16 protein-coding genes and 6 pseudogenes are annotated in these 17602 nt (G+C 60.0%); 7 read left to right on the top strand and 15 right to left on the bottom strand.

The features are described from left to right. Nucleotides 1–116 precede the first annotated feature (116 nt). From ABK249_RS28210 to tnpA, 3 genes and pseudogenes are all read right to left on the bottom strand, one after another. Nucleotides 117–770, bottom strand: a pseudogene (locus tag ABK249_RS28210) (transposase domain-containing protein); the annotation flags it as partial. Between the two features lie 69 nt (nucleotides 771–839). Continuing rightward, a complete protein-coding gene (tnpB, locus tag ABK249_RS28205; RefSeq protein WP_210057251.1) occupies nucleotides 840–1193 on the bottom strand; it encodes an IS66 family insertion sequence element accessory protein TnpB in 354 nt (117 codons plus the stop codon). Further along, on the bottom strand, nucleotides 1190–1579 hold the full coding sequence (gene tnpA / locus ABK249_RS28200; RefSeq protein WP_210057249.1) for an IS66-like element accessory protein TnpA: 390 nt from the start codon (nucleotides 1577–1579) through the stop codon (nucleotides 1190–1192). Before tnpA ends, tnpB begins: the two co-directional genes overlap by 4 nt. Nucleotides 1580–1697: 118 nt before the next feature. Between tnpA and ABK249_RS28195 the strand changes: the two genes are divergently transcribed. From ABK249_RS28195 to ABK249_RS28170, 6 genes are all read left to right on the top strand, one after another. Further along, nucleotides 1698–2285 (top strand): hypothetical protein, encoded by a 588-nt coding sequence (locus ABK249_RS28195; protein ID WP_210057247.1) that lies wholly within the window; start codon nucleotides 1698–1700, stop codon nucleotides 2283–2285. Continuing rightward, nucleotides 2282–2671 (top strand): hypothetical protein, encoded by a 390-nt coding sequence (locus ABK249_RS28190; RefSeq protein ID WP_210057245.1) that lies wholly within the window; start codon nucleotides 2282–2284, stop codon nucleotides 2669–2671. The genes ABK249_RS28195 and ABK249_RS28190 overlap by 4 nt, the downstream gene beginning before the upstream one ends. Before the next feature lie 346 nt (nucleotides 2672–3017). Then, nucleotides 3018–3677, top strand: coding sequence for a hypothetical protein (locus ABK249_RS28185; RefSeq protein ID WP_210057243.1), 660 nt, complete (start codon nucleotides 3018–3020; stop codon nucleotides 3675–3677). Nucleotides 3678–3846: 169 nt separating this feature from the next. After that, nucleotides 3847–4500, top strand: a complete 654-nt coding sequence (locus ABK249_RS28180; protein WP_210057241.1) for a hypothetical protein — start codon at nucleotides 3847–3849, stop codon at nucleotides 4498–4500. A 443-nt stretch (nucleotides 4501–4943) separates the two neighbouring features. Beyond that, nucleotides 4944–5627: a hypothetical protein gene (locus ABK249_RS28175; RefSeq protein WP_210057239.1), complete on the top strand. Its 684-nt coding sequence runs from the start codon at nucleotides 4944–4946 to the stop codon at nucleotides 5625–5627. Next, on the top strand, nucleotides 5581–6726 hold the full coding sequence (locus ABK249_RS28170; RefSeq protein ID WP_210057237.1) for an XRE family transcriptional regulator: 1146 nt from the start codon (nucleotides 5581–5583) through the stop codon (nucleotides 6724–6726). The genes ABK249_RS28175 and ABK249_RS28170 overlap by 47 nt, the downstream gene beginning before the upstream one ends. Before the next feature lie 132 nt (nucleotides 6727–6858). On the opposite strand, the gene ABK249_RS28165 is transcribed toward ABK249_RS28170, so the two are convergent. From ABK249_RS28165 to ABK249_RS28130, 8 genes and pseudogenes are all read right to left on the bottom strand, one after another. Then, nucleotides 6859–7023, bottom strand: coding sequence for a DUF5368 family protein (locus tag ABK249_RS28165; protein ID WP_210057235.1), 165 nt, complete (start codon nucleotides 7021–7023; stop codon nucleotides 6859–6861). Continuing rightward, a pseudogene (locus ABK249_RS28160) lies at nucleotides 7020–7276 on the bottom strand (pyridine nucleotide-disulfide oxidoreductase); the annotation flags it as partial. The gene ABK249_RS28165 and the pseudogene ABK249_RS28160, both read right to left, overlap by 4 nt. A gap of 251 nt (nucleotides 7277–7527) precedes the next feature. Beyond that, a pseudogene (locus ABK249_RS28155) lies at nucleotides 7528–7900 on the bottom strand (tyrosine-type recombinase/integrase); the annotation flags it as partial. Nucleotides 7901–7962: 62 nt separating this feature from the next. Beyond that, nucleotides 7963–8988: a 4-hydroxy-2-oxovalerate aldolase gene (gene dmpG / locus ABK249_RS28150; RefSeq protein WP_210057233.1), complete on the bottom strand. Its 1026-nt coding sequence runs from the start codon at nucleotides 8986–8988 to the stop codon at nucleotides 7963–7965. Nucleotides 8989–8999: 11 nt separating this feature from the next. Next, nucleotides 9000–9911: an acetaldehyde dehydrogenase (acetylating) gene (locus ABK249_RS28145; protein ID WP_210057232.1), complete on the bottom strand. Its 912-nt coding sequence runs from the start codon at nucleotides 9909–9911 to the stop codon at nucleotides 9000–9002. A gap of 16 nt (nucleotides 9912–9927) precedes the next feature. Beyond that, nucleotides 9928–11209, bottom strand: a pseudogene (locus ABK249_RS28140) (TRAP transporter large permease). Continuing rightward, nucleotides 11206–11688, bottom strand: coding sequence for a TRAP transporter small permease (locus ABK249_RS28135; protein WP_210057228.1), 483 nt, complete (start codon nucleotides 11686–11688; stop codon nucleotides 11206–11208). Before ABK249_RS28135 ends, ABK249_RS28140 begins: the two are co-directional and overlap by 4 nt. Nucleotides 11689–11787: 99 nt before the next feature. Then, on the bottom strand, nucleotides 11788–12792 hold the full coding sequence (locus tag ABK249_RS28130) for a TRAP transporter substrate-binding protein (RefSeq protein WP_210057226.1): 1005 nt from the start codon (nucleotides 12790–12792) through the stop codon (nucleotides 11788–11790). A 216-nt stretch (nucleotides 12793–13008) separates the two neighbouring features. Here ABK249_RS28130 and ABK249_RS28125 point away from each other — a divergent pair, with 216 nt between their 5' ends. Beyond that, complete coding sequence (locus ABK249_RS28125) at nucleotides 13009–14406, top strand: FAD-binding oxidoreductase (RefSeq protein WP_210057223.1); 1398 nt, start codon at nucleotides 13009–13011, stop codon at nucleotides 14404–14406. 48 nt (nucleotides 14407–14454) lie between these two features. Here ABK249_RS28125 and ABK249_RS28120 read toward each other — a convergent pair whose 3' ends face one another. The 4 genes and pseudogenes from ABK249_RS28120 to ABK249_RS28105 form a co-directional block, all read right to left on the bottom strand. Then, nucleotides 14455–15243: an IclR family transcriptional regulator gene (locus tag ABK249_RS28120; RefSeq protein ID WP_210057222.1), complete on the bottom strand. Its 789-nt coding sequence runs from the start codon at nucleotides 15241–15243 to the stop codon at nucleotides 14455–14457. Nucleotides 15244–15671: 428 nt separating this feature from the next. Continuing rightward, nucleotides 15672–15963, bottom strand: a pseudogene (locus ABK249_RS28115) (thiamine phosphate synthase); the annotation flags it as partial. A gap of 38 nt (nucleotides 15964–16001) precedes the next feature. Beyond that, nucleotides 16002–17273, bottom strand: a complete 1272-nt coding sequence (locus ABK249_RS28110; RefSeq protein WP_210057220.1) for a glycosyltransferase — start codon at nucleotides 17271–17273, stop codon at nucleotides 16002–16004. 114 nt (nucleotides 17274–17387) lie between these two features. Continuing rightward, nucleotides 17388–17552, bottom strand: a pseudogene (locus tag ABK249_RS28105) (acyloxyacyl hydrolase); the annotation flags it as partial. Nucleotides 17553–17602 lie beyond the last annotated feature (50 nt).

The following is a 17602-nucleotide window of genomic DNA, read 5'->3' as shown; positions in this document are numbered from 1 at the left end:
AAGAATACAGGGCGTTCGTGTTGACGCGATTGCAGTTAATGTGAGAATCCGGTCGCTCGGATTCTCACCTTTAAATGCCAAACCTGGCCGAAACAGCCGCATTCTCACGTTTATCTGCCAAGCGACATCATAATCTGGGCCTGACGGTAAAGCGGAAGGTGATCGGCATACTTGGAGACCAGCACATGGGCGACGGTCGCTTCCGTCGGCAGCCCAGCCTGGATCAGCCGTGCTGGTGCCGGAGCTTGAACGACACCGTCAGTGCAGGCACGACAGGCATATTTGGGGCGACGGGTGACGAGGACGCGGAACTGGGCGGGGACCACGTCCAGCCGTTCGGAGACATCCTCGCCAATGTAATGCAGGCAACCGCCGCAGGCGCAGATTAGGCTGTCCGGTTCGATCACCTCTTCGAGACGCGGAAGATGCTTTGGAAGGGAGCCGCGATTGATCGCGCGTGGCTTGGCAATCCTGTTTCCTGCAGGAGTGTCCGCCTCATCCTCGGCATGGATCACGGCCATGGCCGTTTCCAGGTCTTCGAGCGCCAGGTCGAATTGGTCAGGATTGGTCTTCTCGGATTTGCGTCCGAAGGCTGCCTGCTTGAACGCTGCGACCAGCTTCTCAAGCCGCTCGATGCGCTCATCTTTGCGGGCGATATGCTCGTCTTTGCTGGCTATCGCGACGTCCCTGGCCATCTCCCGGGCCTGCGCCGCGATCAGCATCGCCTTCAGGGCGGCAACATCATCGGGAAGGTCTGCGGCATCAAGCATAGCCGGAAGCTATCAAATCCGGAGCCGATTTGCCTCTGCAATTTGCGGTGCTGAGTCATCGTGCCGCAGCTATTCGATGACTTCCGGCGCTCTAGTCTGGACGGCATGAACCCGCCGCCAATCGAGGCCTGCGAACAAAGCTTCGAACTGGGCGTGAGTGAGAGTCATCAATCCATCCTTGATGCCTGGCCAAGTGAAGGTGTGCTCTTCCAGCCTTTTGTAGGCCATGACGATCCCGGAGCCATCCCAGTAGATCAGCTTCAAACGGTCCGCCTTGCGTGAGCGGAATACAAAGACCGTTCCGGTGAACGGGTCCTTGTGCAGCTCGTTCTTTACCAGCGCCGCCAACCCGTCATGTCCCTTGCGGAAATCCACGGGTTTGGTCGCCACCATGATCCGCACGCGGTTCGAGGGAAAGATCATGTTGCCACCGCCAAGGCGCGAGCGACGGCCGCGATCCGGGACGCAGACGCTCCTTCCTCCAGACGAATGGTGACGGGACCTATGACAATCTCGGGGCGCGTGGCAGCCTTTACCGTCGGCGGCTCCGGCAATGGCGTGTCGATTACCATTGCCGCAAACTCGACCGCGTCTTCCGGCTCTGGCAACACCAACTTGCCTTGCCGCGCCAGCGTGCGCCAGGAAGACAAGTGATTGGCCTTCAGCCCGTAGCGCCGCGCGACTTCATTAACCGTTACGCCCGGACGTAAGCTCTCGGACACTATCCGTGCCTTGACCTCATCAGGCCATTGGCGATGCGCCTCACGCCTGCTCCGCCGCGTTGTGAGAACCTCCAACGTATGCTCCATGGAGAAACTCCTTCTCGCTCATCCATGGAATGTCGATCACAGATCAGGCGGCGGCTGCCAATGTGGGGGCAGGACACCGGTTACCTATAGGATCGAATATCGGACAGACGACGCAGGCGTGGCACTGTCGCTTTCCGTCCACGCGCCGAGGTACCGGAAACCTCCCGCGACTCAATCTGTCGAATGCCCAGGCTGCGGCCTGACCTATATGAAAGGCTCTCCGACCGACGAGCGCGAACATCGCAGGGCCCATCGTCGTTGGTCTGTTGTGAACGACCCCAAGCCGCATCGCAAGCTGATCGATGCTCTGGTCCGCGATACTGACGCTTGCTGGGTCGGCGCCGACGCGCCAGGCTGGAAGCGGAAGGAAGTCTACGAACGCGCCCGGCTGTTCCGACGCGAGTTCGGGTACGATTTCTTGCAGTGGTCCATCGAAGACGATCCGGACGCAATCGGCTTTCTGTTTTCGGACGGGATAGGCAGGATTATCGGGGCCTGCGCATTCCGGCCGCAGCTGGGGAATGCGGACCGCCCATGGCGGCTCGATTGGATCTGGCTATGCCCGGATGCACGCAGGTCGGGCTCGCTGAGGCGGGAATGGCAGCGGTTTCGCCATCGCTTTGGGGATTTCGACGTCGAACCTCCGCTATCTGAGGCCATGAAGGCCTTCTTGATCAAGCAAGGCCGTGGCGATTTGATAAGATGATCGCCGCCAGACAGATCGTGGGGAAGGACAACAGGGTGAGAATTGAAAAAGCCGAAGTCGAAAACTACGGCGTCTATCTCAAAGACAAGTCGCGACCACCGAGCCGTGGTGGCAACAAGAAGGCTTGGCATCAGCATGTGTTGACGATTGGTGGCGAAAATTATTCATTTCTAGCCGCCTGGTCTGGCAAGTTTGTCTTCAAGGGAGAGACCGTCAGCTTCGACTGGGAATGGGACAGCACCCAGAAGTATCGGAATGTCGATGCTGTCACAGTCGTAGCCGTCGGCAAGGACGGCAAAGAGAAGCGACGCGGCGAGCGAGGAGGCAAACCATGGCGAACGGCAGATACCCGGCCTCCGAGCCGGCGCAGCGAGTGGAATGATTGAAGATCTGACAATCGATCTTGCATTTTTATGCTGATCAACGCCAAGCGAGTGGCCGTTTTGCGCCCTTTAAGAATCCCAGGAGTACCGGGAGGACGGGATCACGACAGCACGGGAATACGTGGAGTACCTCGAGGCGGATACAAGCGTCTGATTTTTCAGTATTTTTCGAATTTCCTTGCGCCAAATCGCGCAACTGATCGGATTTCGCCGCGCGAATTGAGCGATTCCCAGGCGCATGGAGGCCCGACTGGCCTATTTAGAAAGCGCTATTTGAGGAGCGCAATCCCTCATTGCCGATCTCGGACCGTTCGGACATTGTGAGTCCAAGAGATGAACAGTAAGGGTGATGGAAATGCCAAATGGCAGGCAGGCGTCGGTCAAACGGCTGAAGATGGCGGAACGGGCGCAGCAACAGCTGGAGCTGCACTTCCCTGGAACACCGGCGACCTTTTTGTGGCATCGCAAAACCAACGACGGCTTCACCACTGTCGCCAGGACACTGCCGATCGCCATGCAGATCATCGACTCACAGACGAAGGGCAGCCCTGCCGGCCACACTCTGTTTGGTCTTTGGGCACGAGCTCCGGATTTCCCGTTCGTCACGATCGAAAACCCTGCCACTTTTGCCGCTGAAGCCGGCTTCACGGGAGAGCGAGCGGTCGACACATGGCGCAAGCGCATGAAGGCGTTGCGGGACCTCTGGTTTATTGCCTGCAAGAACGGACCGTCTGGAGATTTCCATTACGTGATGCTCATAAACCCGAACGTCGCGGTCGAGTACCTTCAACGGCAAGGCAAAATTCAGCCCGGGCTTTATGCGCGCTTCATCGACCGCATCATTGAGATCGGAGCTTACGGCGAGATCGAAGGCTTTCGCGAGTACATGCAGGCTTTGGACGAATACAACAAGGCACAAGCTGAAGCGGCCAAGGCAGCGGCTGAAGCCGGCTCTGCTGTGCCTGAGAACGACGGTATCGTCCCAGCAAACGCTGAGGCAACGGGATGAGCGGTTCCAAAAACGAGAAAAGCCCGCCAATGGCGGGCCGTTCCCTTGTATCGTATGACGATGAGGGTGGTGTTACCCCGCGACCTCACGCGCCTTTCGATAAATAACATAGTCCAAACCAACCGTCGCTGTCAATGAACGTGTCGGCAACTCTATAAGGAATAAGAAGATGCCGTTCACTCCAGAAGAAATTCACAGCCTTCCTGCGGTTTTGTCAGCGCCGAGATTCGCAACCTATCTGGCGGAGAAGGCCAGCGACAAGGAAGCGGCCCTAGAGCTCTACCGCTGGAACATGGAATTGTCGGCCGCTTTTTTTGTTCCGCTCCAGATATGCGAAGTGAGCGTCCGCAATTCAATAGTTGCGGCGATCGAGAACACGTACGGAGCAAACTGGCCGTGGGAAAAAGGCTTTGAGATCAGCCTTCGAAACCCTCAATTTGGCTATAGCCCTCGCCGGGACCTGATCGGACTGAGCAAATTGCCGACATCCGGGAAAATTGTGGCAGAACTCAAGTTCGTGTTTTGGGAACGAATGTTCACCAAGAGCCATGACGCCGCCGTCTGGAACCAGCAATTCATGACGGTTTTCCCTAACGCCGATTCCGCGAAAACCGTTCAGCAGCTTCGCGGGGAAGGCTTCGACAAGCTTGGAAAAATCCGTGATCTGCGCAACCGCATCGCCCATCATGAGCCGATCTTCCGGCGTAACATTCAGGATGAGTACGACCGGGTCAGATCCATCGTTGCCTGGACCGATGTGACGGCTGCGGACTGGCTGGACAAAGTTGAAAATGTCACAGCGATGATTGCTACCAAACCATAGCTTAGCCGAAGAGTGCGTCGTTCGCCAACATAATCGGATTGTCGTGTTAGTTCGGATCGGTCGGCCGAGCGCGGGAGCGCGACTAAATGCAATTGCCGTCTGAGCGATTGAAGTAGACACCACCATCTGCGCGCCTTGAGGGCCGCACAATCATCTACCCACTAGGCGCTGATTAAAACATCCGCGCGGCTTAGTTTTCCTCTCCACCCTTCTTCGCGCTCATCAACATTGAGCCGATCCATTCCAGCGCCGGAATACCACCAGGATACCAGATGAGCGCGGATTCCATGGACGATGAACCGCGCTTGGTGTGGACAGCGAATCTTCATGAAATAGCCGTCGAGCCCTCTCCAGAGAACGGATTAACAAAAATATTCATCACCTGAATATTTTTTTGAATATTTTGACATGATGCTGCAACGACGATATATGGAGAGTGTCAAATGGTAGAAGGCGATTCGCACTTGAACAGAGACAACGCACTACTTGCTGCTCGAGAACGCTTCGAAGCTCCAATTTGGGCGCTAATTAGCGAGCTGGAAGGCACCTTGGCCGATTTCGCGAAGGTCCGGCATGTGAGCTTGGGTGACCCAAGGGCCACCGGATCGGTACTTAACGGGGCGATGATGGAGGCCGCGGCTGCGGCCAAGCTCAACGATCGCGGACTGAGCATCAACTATTGCGAAAATGGTCAGAGCAATAAGATATTCGGTGAACTCATTATTGACGGGAAAGTCTTCACTGTCTGCTTTGAGCTTCATCTTGCCGGGCCGCGGGGCGGCACCTCGAAAGCTGCGCATCAATTCGCCGCTTACGATATTGAAAGCGAGCCCACCCTTCCCGGCTTCGAGGTGGAGGCACCATCCGACCTTCTGTTTTTCATTGCCTGTCATCTCAGTGGCACCGGCGCTTCGGTCGCCCGGGCATTTTTGAAGTTTGCCGATAAGGTCGATCAACGGAAGATTGAGATCCACCGCGAATTGCCCGGTAAAGCCGCTGGCGCGTTGGAGACAGGTCCTATAGATGGGCCGCGCGGAACCAAGTTGTCGTTGAAGAAGGAAAAAGGGGACGAGTTCAACCATGGCGGCAAAACCGATAAACGGGGAGATGCTGCTTCTAGCTCGTAACAGACGCGGAAAGACCCAAAAGGAATTGGCCACTGGAACCGGGGTTGCTCAAGCAGCAATTTCTCGCATCGAAAACGGCACTCGAGACGTGCTTTCGTTGGAAGAAATCCAATCGATTGCGCGCTTTTTGGGATTCCCGGTAAGCTTTTTCTACGAGCAGGAGCTGCTATACAGAACACCAATGAGCCTTCACGGGGCAGCTTTTCGAAAAAAGGCCGCCGTTTCCGCTAAGGATCAACATGCTGTCATTGCGCTCGCCAACCATTTCGTATTCCAGTTCCGCAGGCTGCTCGACGCGATCGATTTGGAACCCGAGTATCCGCTTCTCCAATTTGAGGTCGTTGATAGCCATTCGAGTGTGAGTGAGCACGCCAGCGCAGTCACCTCGGCCAGCATGGCGGCCCTTCATGTGCGCGCTTCCTGGCAGTTGGGGGATACTCCAATCGGCAACTTGGTCCGTTATGTTGAATCAACGGGCATCCTCGTTGTCGAAGGCGACTTCGGTGAGGCCGACATCGATGGCGTTACGCTTCGGCCGGCGGGAATGAAGCCGGTCATTGTACTCAATCAGAACCGACCTGTTGATCGAAAACGCTTTAGCTTGGCCCATGAATATGGACACGTTGTGCTTCATCCCTATCCGTATGAAGCGATGGAGAAAGAGGCGAATGAGTTCGCTGCGGAACTGCTTATGCCACGCTCGGGGATCCTGGCAGATCTAAAGCGTGGGCTTTCAATTCCGAAGCTGGGGCCACTAAAGCAAAAATGGCGGGTCGCTATGTCTGCCTTGATCTACAGAGCGAAGACGCTCGGGGTAATCCCAGATGAGAGCGCGACACGGTTGTACAAGCAGATGAGTATGTATGGGTACAGGACACGAGAGCCTAAAGAATTTGATATCCAGCCGGAATCAGGGAAGCTCAGTAGACAGCTTATCGATCTTCATATGGAAGAACTCGGCTATTCCCTCGAGGAACTGGCTCACGCGCTTCGAACGGATCCAATTGAATTTGCTCAAATGCATGGCCTTGCGCCACCCGAAAATGTTACCAAGGGGGCAGACAAGCCGAAGCTGCGGCTTGTAGCGAGCCGCGACTGACGCTGGACTGCATTGGAGTTACCGGGCCTGGAACGCGAGGTCCGGTGGCTCGATTAATTCGCGGCTCATCACCGCGACTTAATGGAAGTAATTTCGTCGCCTTCCGGTCCGACCGGGCTCGCGTCAAGCGGATTAGCGAAGCTCAAACTTCTTCCACGACACTCGCCGGTCGCGGATCGACACATAGAGATAGGCGAGCGTGACGAGCGCCGCGACGGCGACCATCACCCAGAACAGCGTGCGCCCGAAGATCTCCTCGAACACCGCGGTCATCGTCCCGAACGTCAAATCCTTCATGGCTTCCTCCTGCAGGCGCGGCCGCGCAGCATGGCATTGTAGGTGGGCTTCAAGGCGATTTCCTTCATCAGCCACGAGATCCACAACTCCTCAAGTGGTGCCATGATGCCGGGGAAGGACGGCGTGAGATTGTTGTTGTAGTCGAACTCGACCAGCATCGCCTTGCCGACACGGGTGATCAGCAGGCAGGAGGTGTAACCGTCGTAGCGCGCAGACTTTCCTTGCCCTCGATCTGGGCCGCTAGTTGGTCGACCCCAAAGACATCGGGATAGCAAGCATGGCGCAGCGTGTGCTAACCGTATCCAGTCCTTTCCGTCTCGCGAGCAAGGTCGTCAATCCACAATAGCCAGTTGATACCGGCAAGCGAAACCGCCACGGATCGGATCCGGAGACCCAAGCGCTAAGACATCCCACGGAGCCTATCGAAACTGCACCAGCATCACCGGGATATCGCCCGAGAACGATGCAGATATAGGAGCTTTTCATGGCAATGCCGCTGGCATATCGAAAGACCGTGCTTGAAGATATCGGCGCATCGGCCTCATAGCCGGGATGGTAAAACGGAGCACGAGTTTCCCGAGCAGCCCTTGAATGCGATGATGATGTCCAATATCTGGCGTGACAAGTGGACGTTGTGCGCCTTCGCGCGTTTCTTACGCTTTTTCCAATTGTCCAGGCGGCGTTCTCAAATTCCACTTCATCCCATGTCGCGTCCTGAAGCTCGCTCTTGCGAACCATCGTGAGCAGAAACAGGAGAAGGCCCAGGCGGATAGTCGCCAGCGTAGCGACATGCGCGAGTTGCTTGGGCATCACCCGAACTTCGGAAGGGGGGAGACGATGACGCCGAAACGAAGTTGGCGATGGACGCCGGCCCCACCGCAATATTCCGGCGGGCAGGTTCCACCTGCCCCCTTCCCATGCGTCTTCCGTATTCGGAGTTCAGCTACTTGCGGCGCGCGACATCGTCAGGGCCAGATCCTCGATCATGTCTTCCTGGCCGCCGACCATGCCACGACGTCCGAGTTCCAGCAGCAGGTCGCGCGCGGGAACGCCGTAGCGCTTCTCTGCGCGTTCGGCAAACAGCAGGAACGAGGAATAGACGCCGGCATAGCCAAGCACCAGCGAGCCGCGGTCAACGCGGATCGGCCGGTCCATCATCGGCACGACGAGATCTTCCGCGACGTCCATGATCTTGAACAGATCGACGCCGGTCACGGCCCCCATGCGCTCGAACACGGCGACCAACAATTCGGTCGCGGCATTGCCGGCACCGGCGCCGAGACCGGCGATAGCGCCGTCGATGCGGTTTGCGCCGGCGGCAACCGCGGCGACCGAGTTCGCGATGCCCATGCCGAGATTGTGGTGGCCGTGGAAGCCGAGCTCTGTCTCAGGCTTCAACGCTGCTCGGATCGCGGAGATGCGCGCCGTCACGTCGTCGGGCAGCATGTGGCCGGCGGAATCGGTGCAATACACACAGTTGGCGCCGTAGCTTTCCATCAGAAGCGCCTGCTCGACCAGCTTGTCCGGCCCGGCGCGGTGCGACATCATCAGAAAGCCGACCGTGTCGAGACCGGTCTTGGCGGCATAGGTGATGTGCTGCTCGGCGCAATCGGCCTCGGTGCAGTGGGTCGCGACGCGCACACCGGAAATGCCGCAGTCGATGGCTTCCTTCAGCATGTCCACCGTGCCGATGCCGGGCAACAGCAGGGCGGACACCTTGGCGCTCTTCATCTTCGGCACGACGGCGCTCAGATACGCGACATCCGTATGTGCGGCGAAACCATAGTTTACCGAAGCACCGCCGAGGCCGTCGCCATGGGTGACCTCGATCCACGGCATGCCCGCCTCGTCGGCGGCCGATGCGATGGCGATCATCTGGTCGATCGAGATCTGGTGGCGCTTGGCGTGCATGCCGTCGCGCAGGCTCATTTCGTGAAGGGTGATCTTGCGACCTTCAATAGTCATGGTTTCTCTCCTCAGCCGCGGGCCGGCAGGTTGACGACGCCATTGGCCGCCTCTTTCGCGAACAGTTCGGCGGTGCGAAGCGCCGCCGCCGTCATGATGTCGAGATTGCCGGCATATCTCGGCAGGAAGTCGCCCAGCCCCTCGACCTCGAGATAGATCGACACGCGCCGGCCGTCGAAGACCGGGCCGTTGACCAGCTTGTAGCCGGGCACGTATGTCTGCACCTCGGCTACCATGGCCTTGACGCTTTCGGTGATGGCTGCCTGGTCAGGCTCGCCTTCGGTCAGCACATGCACGGTATCGCGCATGAGAAGCGGCGGCTCGGCCGGATTGACGATGATGATCGCCTTGCCGCGCTTGGCGCCGCCGACCTTCTCGATCGCCGAAGCCGTCGTGCGGGTGAACTCATCGATATTCTTGCGGGTGCCCGGACCGACCGAGCGCGACGACACCGCAGCGACAATCTCGCCGTATTCGACGGGCTGCACACGCGACACGGCTGCGACCATCGGAATGGTCGCCTGGCCGCCGCAGGTCACCATATTGACGTTCATCTCGAGCTTCTTGGCATGATCCGCCAGATTGACCGGCGGAATGCAGAACGGACCGATCGCCGCCGGCGTCAGGTCTACCATGATGACGCCGAGCTCGTTCAGCTTGCGCGAATTCTCGGCATGGGCATAGGCAGAGGTGGCGTCGAAGGCGACGCGGATGTCGTCGGCGATGACGTGTTCCAGGATGCCGTCCACGCCGGTGGCGCAGGCCTTCACGCCCATGTCGACGGCACGCTTCAGACCTTCAGAGGCCGGGTCGATGCCGACCATCCAGACCGGTTCGACCCATTCGGAACGCTTCATCTTCATCAGGAGATCGGTGCCGATATTGCCGGGGCCGATGATGACCGCCTTGAGTTTGCTGCTCATACTGGTTTCCTTTGACTTACATTCCGAAGAAGGCGGGCAGCGCCAGCGAAAGCGCCGGCACGTAGGTAATGAGAAGGAGCACTGCGATCATCACCAGCGTCGGCGTGATTGCGCCTTTGACGACCGTCTCGAGCGAGAGGCCGGACACGCGCGAGGCGACGAAGAGATTGACGCCGACCGGCGGGGTGACCATGCCGATGGCGAGGTTGACGATCATGACGATCCCGAAGTGTTCGGCGTTGATGCCGAGTGCGGTGACGAGCGGCAGCAGGATCGGCGTGAGGATGATGATCGCCGCGATCGTCTCCATGAAGGTGCCGACGACCAGGAGGATGACGTTGATCGCCAGCAGCAACAGCCAGGCCTGATCGACCGCCGAGGTGATGGCATTGGCAAGCATGACCGGTACACCCTCGATCGCAAGCGCACGTCCAAAGATGGTCGCCGTCCCCACGATCAGCATGATGGTCGCCGAGGTGAGCGCCGAACCGGCAAAGATCTTGTAGAGATCCTTGAGGCTCAGTTCGCGATAGACGAAGGTCGACCATCAGGCCGTAGATGACGCCGACGGCGGCGGCCTCGGTAGGCGTAAAGATGCCGCCATAAATGCCGCCGAGAATGATGACCGGGACCATCAGCGCCCATTTGGCGTCGTTCAGGACAGCCAGCATTTCGCGACCCGTCGGGCGATAGTCGCCGGGCCTCTGGCCGTCCTTCCTGGACTGTAGCCAGGCGTAGGCGATGAGCGCGAACCCGATCAGCAGGCCCGGAACGACGCCGCCCATGAACATTTTCGAGACCGAGACGTTCGCCGAGGTGGCATAGATGACCATCGGGATCGACGGCGGGATGATGACGCCGAGCGAGCCGGCGCACGCGACCAGACCGGACGAGAAACCCTGTCTATAACCGTCCTTGGCCATCGCCGGCAGCAGGATCGTGCCGACGGCGGCGACGGTCGCCGGGCCGGAGCCGGAAATCGCGGCGAAGAAGATGCAGGTGACGACGGCGATGATCGCCATGCCGCCGGTATAGCGGCCGAAGAACATCCGCCCGACATTGATGAGGCGTTGCGACAGACCGCCCTGGCCCATCAGGTCGCCGGCCAGGATGAAAAAGGGGACCGCCATCAGCGGGAAGCTGTCGATGGAGGTCACCAGGCCTTGCGGCACGTAGGAGCCGGAGACCTTGCCCGAAACGATCAGGGCCACCGTCGAGGCGATGCCGAGCGAAATGGCGATCGGAACGGAGAGCAGAAGAAGAACGGCGAGAAGACCGAAGAGGATCAGTGAAATCATCGGACGGCTCCTTGTCTGGCGGAGCGAAGGTCGAGCACGACAGCCTGGACAAGACGCAGCACCACCAGCAGGAAGCCGGTAAACGGAGCCAGATAGAGGATGCCCATCGGCAGGCCGAGCGATGCCGATTTCTGGCCGAAGCGGAAGGTTTTCTCGACCATGAACCAGCCCTGGTACATGACGAAGAGCGCGAATGCGCCGAAGATCATATGGGTCAGAATGCGGACATAGATCTGGCCGCCTGCGGCGAACAGGTCGGTGCCCATGGTCACGCGGATATGCGCGTCCTTGCGCACTGCATAGGCGATGCCGACATAGGTTGCCCAGATGAAGAAGTAGCGCGCCAGTTCCTCCGACCAGGACAGCGATGCCCCCATCACGTAGCGCATGAAGATCTGCACGCCGATGAGGACCGACATCAAGGCCATCAGGGCCACGACGATCGCCTCCTCGAAATGCTCATCGATAAGCTTGAACATGAACTCCTCCCGCGCAACACGGGTGCACCCGCTCGCGCCAGTTCAATGAAAAAGGCAAAGGGCCCGGCGGCTTTTGCGCCGGGCCCCAGGAAGTGATGCTTACTTGGCGGCAGCCAGCAGGCGGTCAACGAGATCCGCGCCGGCCTTCTGCTTGACCAGATCGACGATCGGCACGACTTTGTCGGAGAAGGCCTTGAGCTCTTCCGGGGTGAGCGTGGTGAAGGTCACGTCGGTCATGGCCGCTTCGGCCTTGTCGTCCGCTTCCTTGGCAAGGCCGCGCTGGTAATCAGTGGCGGCCTTGACGGCTTCGTCAAAGATTGTGCGGTCCTCATCGCTGAGGCTCGCGAGCTTGTCTGGATTGGCAAGGAGCGGCCACGGCGAATAGATGTGGTTGGTCTTCGAGATGAACTTCTGCACCTCGTTGAACTTCATGTCGTAGAAGAGATTGATCGGGCCTTCCTGCGCATCGAAGGTGCCCTGCTGGAGCGCGGTGAACAGCTCATTGAAGGCGAGCGGCGCCGGGTTTGCGCCTTCGGCACGCCAGGCTGCGATGTGCACCTCATTTTCCATGGTGCGCATTTTCAAGCCGGCGAGGTCGTCCGGAGAGCGGATTTCCTTCTTGTTGTTGGTCAGCTGGCGGAAGCCGTTTTCCCAATAGGCGAGACCAACCATGCCCTTGTCGTTCAGCGAGCCGAGGATTTCCTTGCCGACGTCGCCGTCGAGCACCTTGTAGGCCTGCCCGCGATCCTTGAACAGGAAAGGCACGTCGAAAGCGAAGAACTGCGGTGCGAAGGATGCGACCGGCGCCGAGGAGACGAAGGTCAGGTCCACATTGCCGAACTGGATGTTCTCAACCAGTTCGCGCTCGCCGCCGAGCTGCGAGTTCGGGAAGATTTCGAGGCCGATGCGGCCGCCCGACTTCTCGCGCAGCTCCTTGTCGAGGAATTCGAACGCCTTGTGGCCGGTCGACGACGGCGTCGAGGAATGGGCGGCGCGGAAGGTGATTTCCGGCTCGGCGACTGCGGTGGTGCTGAAAAGCGCGGCCGATGCGAATGCGGCAACGAAACCTGCGCGCAGCGTGTGCGCGGCTTTTGTAAGAGACATGTCTGTCCTCCCTGTGATGCAAAAACCGTTGCCGGTCTTCGTTCTGGCTCCTGGCGGGCTTTGTCGTGGACCCGAGCGCAAGGCGGGTGCCTCCGCTCCTCCCCCAGCGCGGCTGAAATAATCAGAGGCGCAAATCGTTGTCAAATAGTAAAATCAATTTGCAATATGTGCAATTTGGCGCGAGAGATGAGCGAACGGATAGACTGGGAGGGACCCATGCAACGCGAGAGATCAACGGCAGGCCTCGTCACCGCGCTGGAACGAGTGGTGGGGGCAAGCCAACTGAAGGTTGGCAATGACATCCCCGACGTGGCCTTACGCGATTGGAGCGACGAACTCGGCGGAACGCCGCTTGCGCTGGTGACGCCGCGCCATACCGATGCTGTGGCCGCGGTCATGCGGCTCTGCCATGGCTACGACACGCCTGTTGTGCCGCAGGGTGGCCGCTCGGGGCTTGCCGGCGGCGCGGTTCCTTCCGAAGGGGCCGTGCTGCTCTCGCTTGCCGGACTGGATCGCATCGAGGAAATCGATGTCGCCTCCGGCTTGATGGTCGTCGGCGCGGGCTGCATCCTGCAGCGCATTCAGGAGGCGGCCCTTGACGCGGGCTTATCCTTTCCGCTCGATCTCGGCGCGCGCGGCTCCTGCCAGATCGGCGGCAATATCGCCACCAATGCCGGCGGCAACCGCGTCATACGCTATGGCATGACGCGCGAACTGGTCCTGGGGCTGGAGGTCGTGCTCGCTGACGGCACAATCCTGCCGATGATGAACCGAATGCCGAAAAACAATGCGGCGCTGGACCTGAAGCATCTCTTTATCGGCTCGGAAGGCACGCTGGGCGTGATAACCCGCGCCGTGCTCAAGCTTCATCCGGGCGTCGGCGGCGCCAATGCCGCGTTGGTGGCGGTTGCCGATTTCGAGGCCGCGGCGGGACTGCTGCGCCATGCGCAGCGCGAACTGTCCTGCCGGGTGACCGCCTTTGAGCTGATGTGGAACGACTACTATCGTGCCGTTCTCGCAGAAACGGGACAGCGGGCGCCGGTCGCACCCGACCATGCCCTCTATGCCCTGATCGAGATGCAGGGCGCCAATGCCGATGCCGAACGACCGGGTTTCGAGGCGATGCTGGAGACGGCCTTCGAAGCCGAGCTTGTGATCGACGCCGCCGTGGCGCAGTCGCAGCGCGAGGTCGAGGCATTCTGGTCGCTGCGCGACGGCGTTGCCGAGATCCTGTCCCGTAGGGCGCCGACGATCAATTTCGACGTCTCGCTTCCGCTTGCCCGCATCGGTGAATGCGTCGACGAAATCCGTGCCGCACTGGAAGCGGCCTTCCCAGCACTGCAGCTGATCTTCTTCGGCCACGCCGGCGACAGCAATATCCACCTGGTTGCCGGCCCCATCACCGACGTGGATCCGACCGGCCATGGCATCGAGAAGACGGTATACGAAATCATCCGCACCTATGGCGGTTCGGTTTCCGCCGAGCACGGCATTGGGCTGCACAAGAAGCCCTGGCTCGCCTATAGCCGCTCGGAAAGCGAGTTGGCGATGCTGCGCCACCTGAAGAGGAGTCTTGATCCCAAGGGCATCCTCAATCCGGGCAAGGTTCTCTGAACCGACCCATCCGGAAAGCTGGGGCGTCAGGCAGAACCGTTCGTCGGGTCAGCGCGACCGTGCACCGAGATCGGCGGAGATCGCCCGGGCCACGCGCTGCACTTCCGGCACAAGATCGCGCATCCGCTCGGGCGACATGTATTCCAGCGTCGAGGAAACCGAGATCGCGGCGATGATCCGCCCGGTGGCATCACGGATCGGGGCGGCCACGCAACGGATCGAGGGCTCGTCCTCGCCCAGATCATAGGAATAGCCGCCGAGGCGATATTTCGCCATCAGCGCCAGCCAGTCAGCTTCCGTCATGTCGCCGGGCAGCAGATGATGATCGCGCTGATAGAGCCGCGACAATGTCGCCTGGGATTCATCGAGCATCAGCGCCTTGCCGACGCCGGTGGAGATGACAGGCTTGCGTCCGCCGATCCGCGAACTGATCTCGACCGGGCGGGTCCCGCGCAGCTTGTCGAGATAGGCGACTTCCCAGCCGTCGAGCTGCGCCAGATGCACCGTGTCGCGCGTCTCGCGCGACAGATCCTCGAGCCAGTGACGTGCGACGCGCACCAGATCGGTCTGGGAATAGGCGGCGAAGCCGAGTTCGATCAGCCGCGGGCCGAGGGCGAACTCGCGCGGGTTCTCGGCCTTGAGATAGCGTTGCTCCAGCAGCACTGACACGATTCGATGCACCGTGCTGTAGGTGAGCCCCGTCATCGATGCTATTTCTGCGATGGTGCGTGGTTGGTCGGCCGCCGCATCAAGAATCTCGAGCCCACGCACTAAGGTCTGGCTGCGTGGAGCGCGCGCATCCTTTTCGTCAATGCCTATGTCAACCGTCTCTACCATTTGAATCTGCCCTCCAGACTGTCTCCTGTTTAACCGCCGACGGACAATGGTGCTAGGGGAACGAATGGCCGGAGGCGGCCCGCATGAGCCACCTTTTCTGGCTTCGCATCGGTTGGTGCGTGCATTGCCACGGCCGAGCGCGAACAGGCGATTATCGCCGCCGTCAACACCCTCAAGCACAACTCGGATCAGTGCCGAAGCGCAATCACTTTCACGCAGGCTTGCACACGCCCGACCGCGTCGACCCTATGGCGAGCGGTGTTGCAAGGACAATGCGCAAGCGCGATCCGCGCGGTCTTCGGGTCACTCACGAGCCCGTGCCTCTGCTGATGCGACTAATGGGCAGGGTCTCCGAGCCTCCCCTTGTAGCCAACCATCGTGCTGGACTATCCGGCAACATATCCTGCGGTCCACACCGTAGGTGGATGTTATGTCGATTCCCCGGACCGATAGACCTCGGTAGCCTGAAGCCATCGCACGTTCTTGTTTCGGGCTTGCGTTCAATATGACATCCGTGACGCCTGCAGCGCTGGCGGCGGCGTGTTCAAAGGCTCCGGCGATGCGCTCCACATTTAGCCCGCCAATGGCAGCGAGGGGCAGTGAGCCAATGCGAGCCCTCCAGACGCTGAGGCACGCAAGGCCCTGCGGTGCCCAGGACATAACCTTGAGCCGGGTTGGATAGATCGGACCGAGCGCGACATAATCCGGACGGGCCGCTAGCCTCAAATCTATCTTTTGAGGCTCTGCTGCAGGGCCTTCTACTTACCGCCGATCGCCGCGCCACCGACGGCGCTCGCGATATTGCGCAGAATGTCCCATTCCGTTGCCAGGGCGCGCCTCGCAGCCGCCCACGGACTATCATCCAATGACCTCACCTCGCGATGCCCGTCCAACAGGGTTTCATACAGGCGCAACGTCCGGCGGGCAGCTTCAGGGCGCGAATAGGTCGCCGCGGTCGTGCGCGCCACCTGGATCAGGGGTGCTCTGTCCGCCACCGAGAGCTCTGCGACCCATCCGACCGCCTCTGCGAACCGAGCGGCTGATGCGTCCGCAGGCAAGAGCCGGCCATTGCTTCCATCCACGACAACCTCCCGAGCGCCGGGCGCCTCCAACGCCACCACCGGCACCCCGGCCGTCATCGCCTCGGCCAGCACCAGTCCTTGGGTCTCGGAATGGGACGAGAAGGCAAAGACGTCCATCGCGGCGTAAACGTCGGACAATCGTTCGCCTTCGACCGGCCCCAGCAGGTGAACCCGGTCGGCAAGCCCGGAACGCGCGAAAGCATCCCGCATGGGCTCCTGCATGTCGCCACCGCCCGCAACCAGAAAATGAGCGCCGTCATGAGCAGCAAGGAACAGGCCGATGGCGTCCGTAAGATAGCCGAGGTTCTTTTCCCGTGCCAGACGCCCGACATGCCCAACGACGAAGGCATCCGGCCCGATGCCGAGTTCGGCCCTGATGCGCTTGCCGTTACCATGGTCGAAACGGGACGCTTCTATCCCCGTCGGGATAACGGTGACGGTCGCGGCGACTCCATGCTCGTTCAGGAAAACCTTGATGCTCTCGCTCGGGGCGATGATGGCGTCGCAGAGGTCGCAATAGCCGAGGGCGAGGCTGAGTACCAGCCGTTCCAGGGCCGGCGAATCCTGCGCGACATAGTGGCCGTAGAGTTCGTATCGCGTGTGGTACGTAAAGGCGACCGGCAGGTTGCGAGATGCCGAGATGCGAAGTGCGGTATCTCCGAGCAGGAACGGATGGTGGGCGTGGATGATATCGGGCCTGAACTCGTCCAGCTTTCCGGCAAGGGTCAGGGTAATCGGGACGGGAGCGGAAAAGTCGCTGCCCGCGAAGCGCTGGATCGCCGGCATCCGGATCACGCCCACCTCGTTTTCCGGCATGTCGGGGAATTCCGGCGCGACGACGAGGACCGAGTGACCTCGCGCCCGCAGTTCCTCCGCCAAGCCCGACACGCTGCGGGCGACCCCACCAATATGCGGCGTGTAGGTATTGGTAAACATCGCTATATTCATGTCGATACTTCTATGGCGCGCCGGCGGCACAATGCAAGGCGAGAGCGTGTGCTGCGCGCCAATCGCACGTGCACAGAGTTTTGGTAATGACACCCACTGCCAATGAATGTATCGTCAAAATTTATAGCCGACCTGAACCCCGGCGCGTGCCATACCGTCATTGGGACCGTCGCAGAGATTGGCATGCGATGCGTGCGCGACTTGCACGATGCCACTCCAGTGCGGATCGATACGGTAACCGGCGGCGACATATTAACGGAACAGGAAACGGCAGCCCAGTGTACGCGCCGCCTACACCCCATTGAATACCGGTATTCTTGACCGTTGAT

It is taken from the genome of Neorhizobium phenanthreniclasticum (assembly GCF_040066075.1).
Lineage (GTDB): Bacteria > Pseudomonadota > Alphaproteobacteria > Rhizobiales > Rhizobiaceae > Neorhizobium > Neorhizobium petrolearium.
This window is presented reverse-complemented; position numbering and strand designations above follow the sequence as displayed.

Bases quoted from the DNA above. Each gene is read 5' to 3' on its own strand.
- ABK249_RS28135 (WP_210057228.1), bottom strand. From the start codon at position 11,688: ATGTTCAAGCTTATCGATGAGCATTTCGAGGAGGCGATCGTCGTGGCC.
- ABK249_RS28190 (WP_210057245.1), top strand. From the start codon at position 2,282: ATGATCGCCGCCAGACAGATCGTGGGGAAGGACAACAGGGTGAGAATT.
- tnpB (WP_210057251.1), bottom strand. From the start codon at position 1,193: ATGATCTTTCCCTCGAACCGCGTGCGGATCATGGTGGCGACCAAACCC.
- dmpG (WP_210057233.1), bottom strand. From the start codon at position 8,988: ATGACTATTGAAGGTCGCAAGATCACCCTTCACGAAATGAGCCTGCGC.
- ABK249_RS28170 (WP_210057237.1), top strand. From the start codon at position 5,581: ATGGCGGCAAAACCGATAAACGGGGAGATGCTGCTTCTAGCTCGTAAC.
- ABK249_RS28110 (WP_210057220.1), bottom strand. From the start codon at position 17,273: ATGAATATAGCGATGTTTACCAATACCTACACGCCGCATATTGGTGGG.
- ABK249_RS28145 (WP_210057232.1), bottom strand. From the start codon at position 9,911: ATGAGCAGCAAACTCAAGGCGGTCATCATCGGCCCCGGCAATATCGGC.
- ABK249_RS28165 (WP_210057235.1), bottom strand. From the start codon at position 7,023: ATGAAGGATTTGACGTTCGGGACGATGACCGCGGTGTTCGAGGAGATC.
- ABK249_RS28120 (WP_210057222.1), bottom strand. From the start codon at position 15,243: ATGGTAGAGACGGTTGACATAGGCATTGACGAAAAGGATGCGCGCGCT.
- ABK249_RS28130 (WP_210057226.1), bottom strand. From the start codon at position 12,792: ATGTCTCTTACAAAAGCCGCGCACACGCTGCGCGCAGGTTTCGTTGCC.
- ABK249_RS28125 (WP_210057223.1), top strand. From the start codon at position 13,009: ATGCAACGCGAGAGATCAACGGCAGGCCTCGTCACCGCGCTGGAACGA.
- ABK249_RS28175 (WP_210057239.1), top strand. From the start codon at position 4,944: ATGGTAGAAGGCGATTCGCACTTGAACAGAGACAACGCACTACTTGCT.
- tnpA (WP_210057249.1), bottom strand. From the start codon at position 1,579: ATGGAGCATACGTTGGAGGTTCTCACAACGCGGCGGAGCAGGCGTGAG.
- ABK249_RS28180 (WP_210057241.1), top strand. From the start codon at position 3,847: ATGCCGTTCACTCCAGAAGAAATTCACAGCCTTCCTGCGGTTTTGTCA.
- ABK249_RS28185 (WP_210057243.1), top strand. From the start codon at position 3,018: ATGGAAATGCCAAATGGCAGGCAGGCGTCGGTCAAACGGCTGAAGATG.